At 59.9% G+C, this 13,881-nt stretch carries 16 protein-coding genes; 10 read left to right on the top strand and 6 right to left on the bottom strand.

Annotation, left to right across the window (positions count from 1 at the left end; translation table 11 throughout):
* Nucleotides 1-15: 15 nt before the first annotated feature.
* Both ACORLH_RS20545 and ACORLH_RS20540 read right to left on the bottom strand, forming a co-directional pair.
* A complete protein-coding gene (locus ACORLH_RS20545; protein ID WP_321830207.1) occupies nucleotides 16-621 on the bottom strand; it encodes an ABC transporter substrate-binding protein in 606 nt (201 codons plus the stop codon).
* On the bottom strand, nucleotides 622-1,293 hold the full coding sequence (locus ACORLH_RS20540) for a VacJ family lipoprotein (protein WP_321830206.1): 672 nt from the start codon (nucleotides 1,291-1,293) through the stop codon (nucleotides 622-624).
* Nucleotides 1,294-1,603: 310 nt separating this feature from the next.
* On the opposite strand from ACORLH_RS20540, the gene ACORLH_RS20535 reads away from it, so the two are divergent.
* The 7 genes from ACORLH_RS20535 to ACORLH_RS20505 all read left to right on the top strand — a co-directional run bounded on the left by ACORLH_RS20535 (nucleotide 1,604) and on the right by ACORLH_RS20505 (nucleotide 8,343).
* Nucleotides 1,604-3,343, top strand: a complete 1,740-nt coding sequence (locus ACORLH_RS20535; RefSeq protein WP_321830205.1) for a type I secretion system permease/ATPase — start codon at nucleotides 1,604-1,606, stop codon at nucleotides 3,341-3,343.
* Entirely contained in the window at nucleotides 3,340-4,635 is a 1,296-nt protein-coding gene (locus ACORLH_RS20530; protein ID WP_321830204.1) for an HlyD family type I secretion periplasmic adaptor subunit, read from the top strand. Before ACORLH_RS20535 ends, ACORLH_RS20530 begins: the two co-directional genes overlap by 4 nt.
* A 95-nt stretch (nucleotides 4,636-4,730) precedes the next feature.
* Nucleotides 4,731-5,195 (top strand): RidA family protein, encoded by a 465-nt coding sequence (locus tag ACORLH_RS20525; protein WP_058242289.1) that lies wholly within the window; start codon nucleotides 4,731-4,733, stop codon nucleotides 5,193-5,195.
* The gene (locus ACORLH_RS20520; protein WP_321830203.1) at nucleotides 5,192-5,959 is read left to right on the top strand and encodes a glycerophosphodiester phosphodiesterase family protein; all 768 of its coding nucleotides are present in this window, start codon (nucleotides 5,192-5,194) and stop codon (nucleotides 5,957-5,959) included. Before ACORLH_RS20525 ends, ACORLH_RS20520 begins: the two co-directional genes overlap by 4 nt.
* Nucleotides 5,960-6,008: 49 nt before the next feature.
* Complete coding sequence (locus ACORLH_RS20515; RefSeq protein ID WP_321830202.1) at nucleotides 6,009-7,205, top strand: GNAT family N-acetyltransferase; 1,197 nt, start codon at nucleotides 6,009-6,011, stop codon at nucleotides 7,203-7,205.
* A complete protein-coding gene (locus ACORLH_RS20510; RefSeq protein ID WP_321830201.1) occupies nucleotides 7,202-7,498 on the top strand; it encodes a 4a-hydroxytetrahydrobiopterin dehydratase in 297 nt (98 codons plus the stop codon). Before ACORLH_RS20515 ends, ACORLH_RS20510 begins: the two co-directional genes overlap by 4 nt.
* Entirely contained in the window at nucleotides 7,495-8,343 is an 849-nt protein-coding gene (locus ACORLH_RS20505; RefSeq protein ID WP_321830200.1) for a mechanosensitive ion channel family protein, read from the top strand. Before ACORLH_RS20510 ends, ACORLH_RS20505 begins: the two co-directional genes overlap by 4 nt.
* 64 nt (nucleotides 8,344-8,407) lie before the next feature.
* Here the strand turns inward: ACORLH_RS20505 and ACORLH_RS20500 are convergent, their stop codons facing one another.
* Entirely contained in the window at nucleotides 8,408-9,529 is a 1,122-nt protein-coding gene (locus ACORLH_RS20500; protein ID WP_321830199.1) for a hypothetical protein, read from the bottom strand.
* 331 nt (nucleotides 9,530-9,860) lie between these two features.
* Between ACORLH_RS20500 and ACORLH_RS20495 the strand changes: the two genes are divergently transcribed.
* Nucleotides 9,861-10,562 (top strand): hypothetical protein, encoded by a 702-nt coding sequence (locus ACORLH_RS20495; RefSeq protein ID WP_321830198.1) that lies wholly within the window; start codon nucleotides 9,861-9,863, stop codon nucleotides 10,560-10,562.
* 37 nt (nucleotides 10,563-10,599) lie between these two features.
* Here the strand turns inward: ACORLH_RS20495 and ACORLH_RS20490 are convergent, their stop codons facing one another.
* The gene (locus ACORLH_RS20490; protein ID WP_321830197.1) at nucleotides 10,600-11,088 is read right to left on the bottom strand and encodes a peroxiredoxin; all 489 of its coding nucleotides are present in this window, start codon (nucleotides 11,086-11,088) and stop codon (nucleotides 10,600-10,602) included.
* A 91-nt stretch (nucleotides 11,089-11,179) separates the two neighbouring features.
* Here ACORLH_RS20490 and ACORLH_RS20485 point away from each other — a divergent pair, with 91 nt between their 5' ends.
* A complete protein-coding gene (locus tag ACORLH_RS20485; RefSeq protein ID WP_321830196.1) occupies nucleotides 11,180-12,391 on the top strand; it encodes an NAD(P)/FAD-dependent oxidoreductase in 1,212 nt (403 codons plus the stop codon).
* Nucleotides 12,388-12,945: a 16S rRNA (guanine(966)-N(2))-methyltransferase RsmD gene (rsmD, locus tag ACORLH_RS20480; protein ID WP_321830195.1), complete on the top strand. Its 558-nt coding sequence runs from the start codon at nucleotides 12,388-12,390 to the stop codon at nucleotides 12,943-12,945. The genes ACORLH_RS20485 and rsmD overlap by 4 nt, the downstream gene beginning before the upstream one ends.
* Before the next feature lie 9 nt (nucleotides 12,946-12,954).
* On the opposite strand, the gene ACORLH_RS20475 is transcribed toward rsmD, so the two are convergent.
* Together ACORLH_RS20475 and ACORLH_RS20470 are read right to left on the bottom strand one after the other, a co-directional pair.
* Nucleotides 12,955-13,422 (bottom strand): DUF1203 domain-containing protein, encoded by a 468-nt coding sequence (locus ACORLH_RS20475; RefSeq protein ID WP_321830194.1) that lies wholly within the window; start codon nucleotides 13,420-13,422, stop codon nucleotides 12,955-12,957.
* 69 nt (nucleotides 13,423-13,491) lie between these two features.
* Nucleotides 13,492-13,875, bottom strand: coding sequence for a histidine triad nucleotide-binding protein (locus ACORLH_RS20470; RefSeq protein ID WP_321830193.1), 384 nt, complete (start codon nucleotides 13,873-13,875; stop codon nucleotides 13,492-13,494).
* Between the last annotated feature and the right edge of the window lie 6 nt (nucleotides 13,876-13,881).

Here is a 13,881-nt window from a genome sequence, read left to right as displayed (position 1 = left end):
CAAGGAATGTGATCCTTAACCGGCTTTCTTCAGGTCAGTGATCATCTGATCGATGTTGCCTTTGCGGCGATCCAGCATGGCGCCAATTTCTTCGCGTTCGGTCAGCAGCATGTTGATGCCTTCAATGTACATATTGAAGAACAGGTCTTTGCCGGTGCGGTCGGAAACATGGAAATCAACCTCAAAGGGGCTCTCGCCCTTCAGATAGGCAATGGTGCGCACCTGATAGAAGCTTTTCACCTTCTTCACGCTCTGCACTTCCAGACGGCCGCCAATGAACTCACGGAAGCGTTTGCCGTATTTGCGCGCCACATAGGCGGTAAACGCGGTGGAGAAGGCTTTCTTCTGCGCGCCCGAGGCACGGCGGCCATCCACACCCATCGCATAGGCCGCGATATAGGAGGTGTCGCTGTAACGTTTAAAGATGCGTTCGAAATCACCAATCATCGCCGTTTCGGACTTGCCGGATGCGATCACCTTGTTGATTTCCTGCACCAGCTTTTCCACCAGGCCCTTAGCTGTTGCCTCATTCAGGGCAAAGGCAGCGGTGGGCAGGGCGGGCATCAGCGCGGTGGCGCTGGCGGTGGCGATAAAACTGCGGCGGCTGAAAAGCGGTGCCATTTAGAAACCCTCAGTGTCAATCTCGGTAGGGTCGATATAGGAATCTTCATTCTCGATTCCCAGTTCGAAGCGGCGGTTTTGCAGGTAAAGAAGCTGTGTTTGACTATAGCTGTCGGTGCTTTCGTACAGCACCGAGTCCAGCGTATCGCCATAACGGGCACGGCTGCCGACGCGATCTGCCACTTTCAGGCTGGTGCGCAGTGTCTTCTGATCGCTGTTCATCACGGCCGACAGCGGGTTCAGCACCGCATCCACCACGCGGCCTGTTGCATCGCGCGCGGTTGAGGGGCCAAGCACCGGCAGTTCAACATAAGCGCCTTCATCGCCACCCCAAGTGTGCAGCGTTTCGCCAAAGTCGGTTTCGTCGGCGGTGACGCCAAATTCGGCAGCCACATCATAGATGCCGCCCAGTCCCACGGTGGAGTTCACCACAAACCGGTAGAGCGCAACACCAGCGCCGCGCAGATCGCCCTGCAGGGTGCGGTTGACCAGATTGCTGGGCTCGCCAAGGTTATCGCTGGCATTGCCCACCATGGTCTGCACCCCATCAGGCACCACCGCGTCATAGCCCTTGCTCACCGGGCGCAGCACGGCACGGTCCAGACCAACGTTGAACCGGTGTACGGCGCGGTTGGTTGGCTCATGCGGGTCATAGACGCCTGCATCAGACATGCCTGCGCCCTCAACAGAGGCGCAGCCTGCCAAGGCAATGGCGGTCGCGGTAAGGAGTGCGGGTGCGCGGAGGAAGCGGCTTTGGAGAGGAGAAATCACTGATCTGAACCGAGAGTTAACATTTTGACGTCTATCTAAATCAACCGTTAGGCTGGCCCAGCCCGTTATGCGGTTTGTCACATCGTGGCGGGTTGCTGTGGCAGATTTGAGACAGCGTGTTGCGTGCCCTAGTTTAGATAGGAACGGGAATTGCAAGAGCAACACCAGGGCGGTGCATATTCTGCCCTGTAGCATTTGATAAAGAGGCCGCATGCCGACCAGACCTTTGAATTCTCAACCCGGACGCGAGGAATTGCGCGCAGCGCGTCGCGAAAATCGCAGCCTTTTCTGGGCGGTAGCGCTGTTCAGCGTTTTTGTGAACCTGCTGATGCTGACCGGGCCCCTTTATATGTTGCAGGTCTATGACCGCGTGCTGGGCAGCCGATCTGAGGAGACCCTGCTTGGTCTGACGCTGCTAATTGCCTTCCTGTTTTTGATGATGGGACTGTTGGATCTGGCACGGGGCCGGATCATGACGCGGGTTGGGGCGCGGTTTCAGGCGCGGCTGGATCGCCGGGTGTTTGATGCGGTGATTCGCAAATCGGCGTCCCGCCCGGATCAGCCACCCTCAACCGGCTTGCGGGATCTGGAGGGCGTGCAGCGCTTCCTCAGTGCGCCGTCTTTCACCGCGCTGTTTGACGTGCCCTGGACGCCGCTGTTTCTGGCCGGCATTCTGATCTTCCATCCCTGGCTGGGGTATCTGGCCATCGGGGGTGGTGCGATTTTGGTGATGATCACCATTGCCAACCAGATCTTTTCCCGCCGTCCTCTGGCCGAGGCCAACCGGGCTGTTGTCCTGTCCGAACAAATCGCCAGCCAATTGCAGAGCGAAGCCGAGTCTGTGCAATCCATGGGCATGCGCGAAGCAACTTTTTATCGCTGGCAAAAGGCCCGCGATCGCGCCCTGCAGGAACAGCTCAACGCCTCGGACACCGGCAATGGGTTTTCGATCACCACCAAGACGTTTCGTCTGTTTCTGCAGTCCGCCATGCTGGGCCTTGGCGCCTATCTGGTTCTGCAGGGGGAGTTGACGGCAGGCGCGATGATTGCGGGTTCGATCCTAATGGGGCGGGCTTTGGCGCCGATTGAATTGATCATCAACCAATGGGCCGTGGTGCAGCGGGCCAGCAAAGGTTGGGACAGTCTGGCCACCCTGTTGAGCGAAGTGCCCGCCGAAGGGCAGCGCACCCCGCTGCCGACCCCAGCGGCCAAGCTGAGCGTGCAGGGGCTGACGCTAGTGCCCCCCGGCGAAGCACAGGCAACGCTGCGCATGGTCACCTTCAAGCTGGAACCGGGCCAGGCCTGCGGTGTGATTGGCCCCTCAGGGGCTGGCAAATCCTCACTGGCACGGGCGCTGACCGGGCTGTGGCGGCCTGCAGGCGGCAAGATCCGTTTGGACGGGGCAACGCTGGATCAATATGATCCTTCGGTACTGGGTCAGCTGATCGGCTACCTGCCGCAGCGGATTGAGCTGTTTGATGGATCCATCGCGGAAAACATTGCCCGCCTGTCGCCGGATCCCGATCCCGCCAAAATCGTTGAGGCCGCGCGCCGCGCTGATGCCCATGAGATGATCCTGAAGCTGCCTGATGGTTATGACACCCAGGTGCGTGCTGCGGGTGGGCGCCTGTCGGGTGGTCAGATCCAACGGATCGGGCTGGCCCGCGCCATGTATATGGATCCGGTGATTCTGGTTCTGGATGAGCCAAACTCAAACCTTGATAACGAGGGATCAGAGGCGCTGAACCGCGCAATCCGGGCCCAGAAAGAGGCGGGCAAAGCGGTGTTGATCATGGCCCACCGCCCGGCCGCAATTAAGGAATGTGACACCATCCTGATGTTGGAAAACGGCGCAATGCGGGCCTTTGGCCCCAAGGATGAAGTGCTGCGCAGCGTGGTGCAGAACCACCAGCAGATCCAGCGCAGCGCCGGTGCCGGAGGTGTGCAATGAGCAAATATTCCCCCCGTGGCCCGCTGTTGATCGGCGGCATTTCTCTGGCGTTGCTGCTGGGTGGGTTTGGGGCCTGGGCCACCATGACCCAGATCGCAGGCGCAATTGTCACCACCGGCCAGATTGAGGTCGATCAGAACCGGCAGGTGGTGCAGCACCCCGACGGCGGTGTGATTGCAGAACTGCTGGTGGATGAGGGCGACTTTGTCGAACAGGATCAACTGGTGGTCCGTCTGGACCCCACCGAACTGGCCTCACAGCTGGCGATCACCGAAGGGCAGTTGTTTGAGATCATGGCCCGGCGTGGGCGGCTGCAGGCCGAACAAGATGGCGAAAGCGAGGTGCGCTTTGACGCTGAATTGCTGAGCGTAGCAACCGGCCAGCCCGAGGTGCAGGAAATGATCGACGGTCAGCTGCGCCTTTTGACCGCGCGGGATGCCTCGATCGCGCGCGAAACCGAGCAATTGGAAAAACGGCAGGCCCAGATCCACAGTCAGGTTCAGGGCATCAATGCGCAGCAAGAGGCGCTGCGCCAGCAATTGGCCCTGATCAACGAAGAAATGGCCAACCAGCAAAGCCTGCTGGATCGGGGACTGGCACAGGCCTCAAAGGTGCTGAGCCTGCAACGTGAACAGGCCCGGCTCAGTGGTCAGGTGGGGGAGCTGGCAGCGCAGGTGGCACAGTCTGAGGGCCGGATCACCGAGATTGATATCGAGATCCTGAAACTGCAGAGCACCCGGCGTGAGGAGGCGGTGACCCAGCTGCGTGATCTGCAATACCGTGAACTGGAACTGGCTGAGACCCGGCGCGCCCTGCAACTGCAGCTGAGCCGGATGGACATCCGCGCACCGGTTTCTGGCATCGTGCACGCCTTGCAGTTCTACACCCCGCGGTCGGTAGTGCGCCCCGCGGATCCCGTGCTCTATCTGGTGCCGCAGGATCGGCCGCTGGTGATTGCGGCGCAGGTGCAGACAACCGACATCGATCAGGTCTACCCGGGCCAGTCGGTGATGCTACGCTTCCCGGCGCTGGATCAGCGCACCACGCCGGAACTGCCCGGCACGGTGGCGCAGGTTTCGGCAGATGCGTTTACGGATGAAGCCAGCCGCGCCTCCTACTACCGGGCGGAAATATCCGTCTCAGCTGAGGCGCTTGCCGCTTTGCCAGAGGGCGTGACCCTGGTGCCCGGCATGCCGGTCGAGGCCTATATCAGAACCGCCGATCGCACACCTTTGGCCTACCTTGTCAAACCAATGTCAGATTACTTTGCGAAAGCCTTCCGCGAGGGCTGACGTGATTGTGCGCAAATGCGCCGTTCCACGCCTATGAAAACGTGTGCAGCTCCTGTAGCGTCGCGCGCGACTCATGTCTGGATGGGAGAAGTAATATGACCGGACACATCGAAACACGCCTTGCCGAATTGGGCGTGACCCTGCCGGACGCCCCGGCCCCCGCTGCCAACTATGTGCCCTATGTTGTTGTGGGTGACATGGTCTATGTCTCTGGCCAGATTTCCAATGCGGATGGTGAGCTGATCAAAGGCCGTGTTGGCGATGACCTCAGCACTGCCGAAGGGGCTGCTGCGGCGAAAACCTGCGCGATCAGCCTGCTGGCACAGTGCAAGGCCGCCTGTGACGGTGACCTCGACCGGTTGGTCAAAGTGGTGAAACTGGTGGGTTTTGTGAACTCCACCGCCGATTTCATCGAGCAGCCTCAGGTCATCAATGGTGCGTCGGATTTCATGGTTGAAGCGCTGGGTGACAAGGGCCGTCATGCCCGTTCGGCCGTCTCTGCCGCATCGCTGCCTCTGGGGGTAGCCGTCGAAATCGAAGCGATTTTCCAGATCAAATGATCCAGTTGTCCGAAGCCTTTTTAAAGGCGCCGATTGCACATCGTGGCTTGCATGATGTGTCTGCTGGCCTGCCTGAAAACTCGCGCGTGGCCTTTGAGGCCGCGATTGCCGCGGGCTATGGGATTGAGCTGGACCTGCAGCTGTCCAAGGACGGTGTGGCGATGGTGTTCCATGATTATGACATGGGGCGTCTGACCGGCCAGCAGGGGGCGGTGCAGACCCGCACTGCCGCTGAACTGCAAGAGATCACGCTGTTGGGCGGCGAGGAAACCATTCCAACCCTGACTGAGATTTTGGCGCTGGTGGCGGGCCGTGTGCCGCTGCTGATTGAGCTGAAAGATCAGGACGGGCTGATGGGCGCCAATATCGGCCGTCTGGAAAAGGCCACCGCCGAAGCCTTGGCGGGCTATGAGGGCGAAGTGGCGCTGATGTCCTTTAACCCGCATAGTGTACGCGTTTTGTCGGGCCTCTGCCCGGATCGGGCCCGTGGTCTGACCACCGCTGCCTTTGGCGCTGACAAATGGCCGCTGTTGCCCAAAGGCACCCGGGACCGTCTGGCCCGGATCCCGGATTATGAGGCAAACAAATGCAGCTTCATCAGCCATGAGGCCGATGATCTGGATGCGGAACGTGTGCAGGACCTGAAGCGTCGCGGCGCGCAAATCCTGTGCTGGACGATCAAATCCCAAGCGGAAGAGACCGCAGCGCGGCAGGTGGCACATAACGTCACCTTTGAAAGCTATCCGGCACAGATTCCCGCTTGAACACACCTGCGCCCGCCCCAAATAGTGGACGGGCGTGAGGAACAGGGAAATGACGGAAAAGACAGTCGAAATTCAGGTGCATGGCAGTTTGGCGCAGATCCCTGCGGCCGACTGGGATGCCTGCGCCTGCCCCGAAGCCGGGGCAGATGACGTATCCGCGCGGCCCTTGGACCCGTTCACCACCCATCGGTTTCTGCTGGCACTGGAACAAAGCGGATCCGTCGGGCCGGGCACCGGCTGGCAGCCGCAGTATCTGACCGCGCATCAGGACGGGCAGCTGATCGGCTGCGCCCCGCTTTACGCCAAGTCCCACAGCCAGGGGGAGTATATCTTTGACCACTCCTGGGCCCATGCGTTTGAGAATGCGGGCGGGCGTTATTATCCCAAACTACAGCTGGCGGTGCCCTTTACCCCCGCCACCGGGCGGCGCTTTCTGACCCGACCCGGATTTGAGGTGGCAGGCACCTCAGCGCTGGTGCAGGGGGCGGTGCATCTGGCCGCGGAAAACGAACTCAGCTCGCTCCACGTGACCTTCTGCACCGAGGCCGAGGCCCTGGCAGGGGAACAGATGGGGCTGATGTATCGCACCGGGCAGCAGTTCCATTGGGAAAACGCCGGCTACGCCAGTTTCGATGATTTTCTGGCCAGTCTTAGCAGCCGCAAACGCAAGATGATCCGCAAGGAACGCCGCACCGCCAATGCCTTTGGCGGTGAGATTGAAATGCTGACCGGCGATCAGATCCAGCCGCACCATTGGGATGCTTTCTGGCGGTTTTATCAGGACACCGGCGCGCGCAAATGGGGCAGCCCCTATCTGACCCGCGCCTTTTTTGACATCGCGAATCAGACCCTGCGTGACGACATGCTGCTGGTGCTGGCCAGCCGCGCGGGGCAGCCGGTGGCCGGTGCCTTGAACTTCATCGGCGCCGAAACGCTTTATGGGCGCTATTGGGGCTGCATTGAAGATCATGCCTGCCTGCATTTCGAAGCGTGCTATTATCGCGCTATGGATTTCGCCATTGATCAGGGTCTGGCCCGGGTTGAGGCGGGTGCGCAGGGCGAACACAAGCTGGCACGGGGATATCTGCCGGTGACCACCCATTCGCTGCATTGGGTCGGGCATCCTGGTTTTGCGGATGCGGTTGCACAGTTTCTGCAGGCTGAACGGACCGCGGTGGAGGAGGAGATTGAAATCCTCACTGCCTATGGCCCGTTTCGAAAGGATCAAGGGGAGGAAAGAGAATGACCGAACTTCTGAGCGACACGGGCCGTAAAACCATACTGGATCCGCTGTGCAAAGCCGGCTGGCAGATTGATGCGGACCGGGATGCGATTTCCAAGACCTACCAATTTGCCGATTTCACCGAAGCTTTCGCCTTTATGACCCGCGCGGCGCTTTGGGCGGAGAAATGGAACCATCATCCGGAATGGACAAACGTTTACAAAACAGTGCATGTGACCCTCACAACGCATGACGTCGGCGGCTTGAGCGCATTGGATGCCAAGCTGGCGCGAAAATTGGATCAATTGGTTACATGACCCTCACTGACATTCTGAATACCCAGATCTGGAATGGCCAAAGCCTTGCAGACCTGATGACGCTTAACGTTCTCACCTCTTTTGCCGGCTCATTGCTGGGCGCGGTGGTGATGCTGATCCTTGGTTTCATCGTCGCGGGCTGGGCCCGTCGGCGGATCACCAAGCTGGGCCTCCAGTATGAGGCGCTGGATGACACGCTGTTCATCTTCATCGGCAACATCACCCGCTATGCCATCATCGGCTTTGCGCTGCTGTTTGTGCTGAACACCTTCGGGATCAAGACAACCTCCATCGTGGCTGTCATCGGTGCCGCCGGTCTGGCCATCGGTCTGGCGCTGCAGGGCACGCTTTCCAACGTGGCAGCAGGTGTGATGATCATCGTCTTCCGCCCCATCAAACTGGGGGATTTCGTCACCGTGGGCGGCCAGAGCGGCACGGTCAAATCGATCTCACTGAACTATACCGAGCTGGCCAGCACCGACAACGTGCAGACCATCATCCCCAACGCCAATGTCTGGGGCAACACGATCACCAACTTCTCGATCTATGAAACCCGCCGGGCGGAATGGATCTTTGGTGTGGCCTATGACGCTGACCTGAAAAAGGCCGAAGAGGTCATTCGCAAAACCCTGCTGAGCGATCCGCGCGCCCTGCAGGATCCGGAACCTTTCCTGCAGGTGAACAATCTCGGCGATTTCTCGGTCGATTTTCTGGCACGGGTCTGGGTCAAATCGTCTGACTACTTTGCATATCAGGCCGATATGAAACGGGCCGTGAAAGAGGCGCTGGATGAGGCTGAGGTCGATATCCCCTTCCCGACACAGACGCTTATTCAGGCAAGCTGATCATCAAACACCAAGGGGCGGCTCAACAGGCCGCCCCTTTTGCATCCGGTTCTGGGAAATTGCGTTAGGCTGCGGCGCTAAATTCCATTGTGCGCGCATAGGCTGAGATGGCGGTGAAGTTCACCGACATTGATGTGGCCGAGGATCCATCCGCAAAGGTTGCGGTGGTCAGGCTGGCCTCAAAGCTGAACGCCTCCAGTGAGGCCTCAGAAGAGGCAAAACTGGCATCAACCTCACCACCAAGGGAGCCGATGTTCACGCCGCCGTCGTCGTCATCATAATCGGCCTCAAACTCCACGCCCATCAACTCGGCGATTTCCTCGATCAGCTTCATCGGATCCATCTCATCCAATGCGCCCGAGGCCATCATTTCCATCAGGTCGCCAAGATCCTCGATCTCAACATCGTCGCCGTCGTCATCGACCTCTTCAGCCTTGGCGGCTGCTTCGGCTTTGATCTTGGACAGTTCTTCCATTGCGGCGCTTGGCTTGTCATCGCCAACCGGGCTCAGTTCGGTCGGGGCTTTGCCCACCATTGGCTCCTGCGGCACCTCAGCGTCCCCTACGGCCCCGCCAAAGCTGGCGGATGTGCTGGCATAGGATGCTGAGGCGACGGAGACCGAAACCGCCACAGAGCTGACCGTCGCCAGGGCCTGCTGGCTGGCAATCTGCGCCACGCTGCCGGCGCTGCCGCTCTTGACGGGTTCACTGGTGGCCGGGGTGCCTTGGGTGTCAGGGGCCTCGCTGGCGGATTTGCTGCCACGATCGCCAAACAGCGACTGCCGGAAATGCGACCGCAGTTCCTTGGCTGTCATTTGGCCGTCGCCGTCCCTGTCAATCTTCGCGAATTTCTCTTCGCTGATTCGATTGCCATAGCGGGAGTTCTGCACCTCAGACAGCGACGCGCCGCCATCGCGGTTTTCATCCATACGTTGTACCAGACGACCCGCCAGTCCGCCGCCATATCCGCGCCGTCCGCGGCCCCGTTCGGCGTGCTGGCTGTGGTCATGTCCACGTGACCGTTCGCTGCGATCATGGCTGCCGACATCGATCGAAATATCAGATTTCGTTTTTGAAACAGATGTTTCGGCCACGGTCTGACTGGCCTGGCTGACGCTCACACGGGTGGCGCTGAAACTGACCGAGGCATAGCTCGCAGACATGGATACCGAGGATGAGACTTGCATCGCCGCAGTCCTTTCCGAAAACACAACAATCACTGATCAACCCATACGGACTGTTGCCCGATTCTGTTTAATTCTTGGGCAGGACGGTTTTGCGGCTGCGGTGGTTTTTTGACATTCAACTTTTACAATCGGCAAGGCATGGTTTTCCTCTATTCCCGCACGGTTCTAGATGGTTAGACTGCAAGGGGTAGCTGGGGATCGAGTGGAAGATGTGCAGGGTCAGCGCGGCGTTTACGCCTTTAAAAAAGTTATTCGGCCGTCTGGCTGCCGTCGGTCAACCACCCGGTTTGGCCGGTCACTGCGCCGGTTTGGCCATCGTCGATGCAGCAGCATGCAGGGTGCGCTTTTGGTCGGTCTCGGCCCGGAGGGTGAGTTACGCAGCGCGGTGCGCAATCTCCCGGATCAGTTGGACACCGTTGCCTTTCTGGAAGGCCCCGCGCAGATCGAACTGATCAGTGATTTTCTGCAATCGCCTGAGGCGCAGCAGGTCTCGACCCTGAAAATCGGCACCTCACAGCTCTATGCGGCGCGCAAACCGGCAGAGGGGTTTGATCTGGGCAAGGTGATGAGCCTGTTCAAAGGCCGCCACCTGCCCAATCTGCGCAGCCTCTGCCTGGGTGACATGTTTGTCCTTTACAACAGCCCGGTGCGGGCCTGCCGCATTGGCGACATCACGCCCCTGTTCGATGCCGCGCCCAATCTGCGGATGCTGGATCTGAGTGGCCCGTTTTTCCTGACCCGCCCGGTGGAGCACGCCCACCTGCAAGAGGTCAGCGTGCATGTCGATGCGGCATCAGGGCAGGAGGCGGTGATTTCGCAGCAAACCTTCACCAATCTGATGATGTCCAAACTGCCTGAGGTGCAATCGCTGTCTTTGTTGTCGGATGCCGCAGAGGATGTGCCGCTGGACCTGCCGGCTGCATTTGACCCGCGGGCTCAGATGCCAAAGCTGACCGCGTTTGAGGTTGAAAACCTCACCCCGGAAAGCCAGCAGCGCTATGACGCGCTGCAAGAGGTTTTGTTGGTGGGCTGAGGCCTGCCGCTACCGCTACACGCCCCAGCCCTGATCCTTAACCCATCGTGTCCAGCAGCGCTTCGCCGCCGGAGATGGTGCATCCCAGTTCGGGTTCGATGTTGAGGTGGGTCACAACCCCGTCCTCCACCACCATCGCGTAACGCTTGGACCGGCCGTAGAACCCAACGGCGTCAGCATCAAAATCCATACCAACCGCTTTGGTAAACCCACCATCCGCGTCGGCCAGCATGGTGATCCCGGCATCGTCCGCGCCGGTCGATGCGCCCCAGGCCTTCATCACGAAGGGATCGTTCACAGACAGGCACATGATCTCATCCACACCTTTGGCGGCAAAGTCATCTTTGGTGCGGATGAAGCTGGGCATATGCGCCGCATCGCAGGTGCGCGAGAAGGCACCGGGCAGGCCGAAAATCACCACTTTGCGACCGGCCAACTTCTCGGCCAGTGCGATGGTTTCGGGCCCTTCGGCACCCATCATTGGAAAGGTGGCTTCTGGCAGTTTATCACCAACATTCAGTGTCATTTTGTGATCGTTCCCTGTTTGCGTTTTCACTCACGCCTCATATAGGGTCGCGTCAAGTTGCAGCCAGAAAATTCCGCAGAAAGGGCCCGGAATGCAGAAGATTGTTGTTGTGGGGGCCGGGCAGGCCGGGGCATCGCTGGTGGCCAAGCTGCGCAGCCTTGGATTTGAAGGTGAGGTGACCCTGATCGGGGCCGAACCCGTGCTGCCCTATCAACGGCCACCGCTGTCCAAGGCCTATCTGTTGGGCGATATGGCGCTGGAACGGCTCTACCTGCGGCCGGAAAGTTTCTATGCCGACAACAACATCACCCTGCGTCTGGGGGCTGAGGTCACCGGTATTGATCGCGCTGCTAAATCGGTGCAGCTGGCTAAGGGCGCGATTGACTATGACGCATTGGTCCTGACAACCGGGTCTGCGCCACGGCATCTGCCCGCCGCCATTGGTGGCGCGCTGGAGGGCGTGCATGTGGTGCGTGGTCTGGCGGATGTTGACGCGATGGGGCCTGAGTTTGGCGAAGGTAAATCGGTGTTGATCGTCGGCGGCGGTTATATCGGGCTGGAGGCTGCCGCGGTGGCCGCTAAGAAAGGCCTGAAGGTCACGCTGGTCGAAATGGCGGATCGCATTTTGCAACGTGTCGCGGCGCCCGAAACCTCGGATTACTTCCGCGCATTGCATCAATCACATGGGGTCGACATCCTGGAAGGTGTGGGGCTGACACGACTGATCGGCGACACGCGTGTCTCAGGTGCTGAACTAAGCGATGGCACCACGCTGGAGGTTGATTTTGTCATCGTTGGCGTTGGCATCACCCCCGGCACCGATCTGGCCGAAGCTGCCGGTCTGGAGATTGACAACGGGATCAAGACGGATGCGCTGGGGCGCACTTCGGATCCGGCGATCTGGGCGGCGGGGGACTGTGCCTCCTTCCCTTATCGGGACGGGCGTCTGCGCCTTGAATCGGTGCCGAATGCCATTGATCAGGCGGAATGTGTCGCCGAAAACCTGCTGGGAGCCGAAAAGACCTATGTGCCGCAGCCGTGGTTCTGGTCGGATCAGTATGACGTTAAGCTACAGATTGCCGGGCTGAACACCGGTTATGATCGCATCATCACCCGTGCTGGTGACAAGGACGGTGCAATGTCCTTCTGGTATTATCAGGGTGACACGCTGCTGGCGGTTGATGCAGCCAATGATCCCCGCGCCTACATGGTGGGCAAGCGTTTGATTGACGGGGGGAAATCGCCCGCGCCCGATCTGCTGGCAGATCCTGCCACGGACCTCAAATCGCTGCTGCGCGCATGAGGATTGTCGCGGGCCGTTTCAAAGGCCGGGCGCTGGCTGCGGTCGGCAAGGGTGATCCGGCGGCGCATCTGCGCCCGACCACCGATCGCACCCGGGAAAGCCTGTTCAACATGCTGGGCGGTGGCCGGTTTGGCGATCCGATTGATGGCGCCCGGGTGCTTGACCTCTTTGCCGGAACCGGCGCCTTGGGGTTGGAGGCGTTGAGCCGTGGCGCAGAGCATGTGACATTTGTGGATGACGGCCGCAAATCCAACGCGCTGCTGAAGGAAAACATTCAGATCTGCCAGGCCCGTGATGAGGTGCAGGTGATCCGCCGCGATGCGCGCAAACTGCCGGAAAACACCGGTGCACCCTATGATCTGATCTTTCTGGATCCTCCCTATGGCAAAGCGCTGGGCGAAAAAGCGATTGAGGTCGCGCTGGCCGGGGGCTGGCTGGCCGAGGGGGCGCTGGTTGTCTGGGAAGAAAGCGCCGCAATCACCGTGCCGGCGGCGCTCACCTATCTGGATGAGCGCCGCTATGGCGACACTACGATCACCATTCTGGAAGCTTAAGCGCCGCGATCACCCCGCCTTTTCAATGCGCAGATGGTAGCAGTTGTTCTGGGCCGATCGCACGTGCAGATAGGCGACATCCTGTCGGGCCAACAGCGTTTCGGCCGCGTCAGGAATATCCGTGGTCGCGGTGACGGCCCCGGTGCCGTAAACGATCCGGTCCGTATCAGAATAGCCCCGCAGGATGTAGCTGTCTGACAGCAGGAATGCCGGGAAGGCGGCGCTGTCGCCACGCTCACATTCCTGCGCACAGAGGAAGATCGGTCCCTGTTCCGCATAGGGCTGCGGCGCCGGGAAGGGGCGGTGGCTGAGGATCAGATATTCCTGTCCGGCAGGCACGATCTTCATGCAATGGCGGCACGGCACCCCGGCGCCATCACTCAGCGCGCGTTCGGGGGATTGGCCGTTCGCGTCAGCCCCACCGCGTTGATAGTGGCGGGCGATCTCAGTCGGCAGGGCCTCATAGGACAATGGCATCAGGTCTCTCCTTATTCGGTATGGAGAGACCTAGCCGCAGCGCGACCCTGCAAACGATCCGTTTCTTGCTTATTCGGCTTTCTTCAGCATGCGGCCCAACCAGCGGCCACCCAGAACGTGCACATGCAGATGCGGCACTTCCTGCACACCGTTTTCACCAGCGTTCGAAATGACCCGGTAGCCGTCACCACCTTCGCCGGGCTGGATCTCCAGCATTTTGCAGACCTCACCAACCGCGCGGTTGAAACCAACGATTTCCGCGTCCGATGCTTCCAGTGCAAAGTGGTCGTAGCAGACGTAAGGCCCCTTGGGGATCACCAGCACATGGACCGGTGCCTGCGGCTGGATGTCATGGAAGGCCAGCGCATGCTCAGTTTCCAGCACGGTTTTATTGGGGATCTCGCCGCGCAGGATCTTGGCGAAAATATTTTGCTCGTCATAGACATAAGCCATGGGGCA

The organism is Thalassovita sp. (assembly GCF_963691685.1).
Taxonomy (GTDB): Bacteria; Pseudomonadota; Alphaproteobacteria; order Rhodobacterales; family Rhodobacteraceae; genus Thalassobius.
The sequence above is the reverse complement of the archived record's forward strand: the minus strand, read 5'-3'. Positions and strand labels throughout refer to the sequence as shown.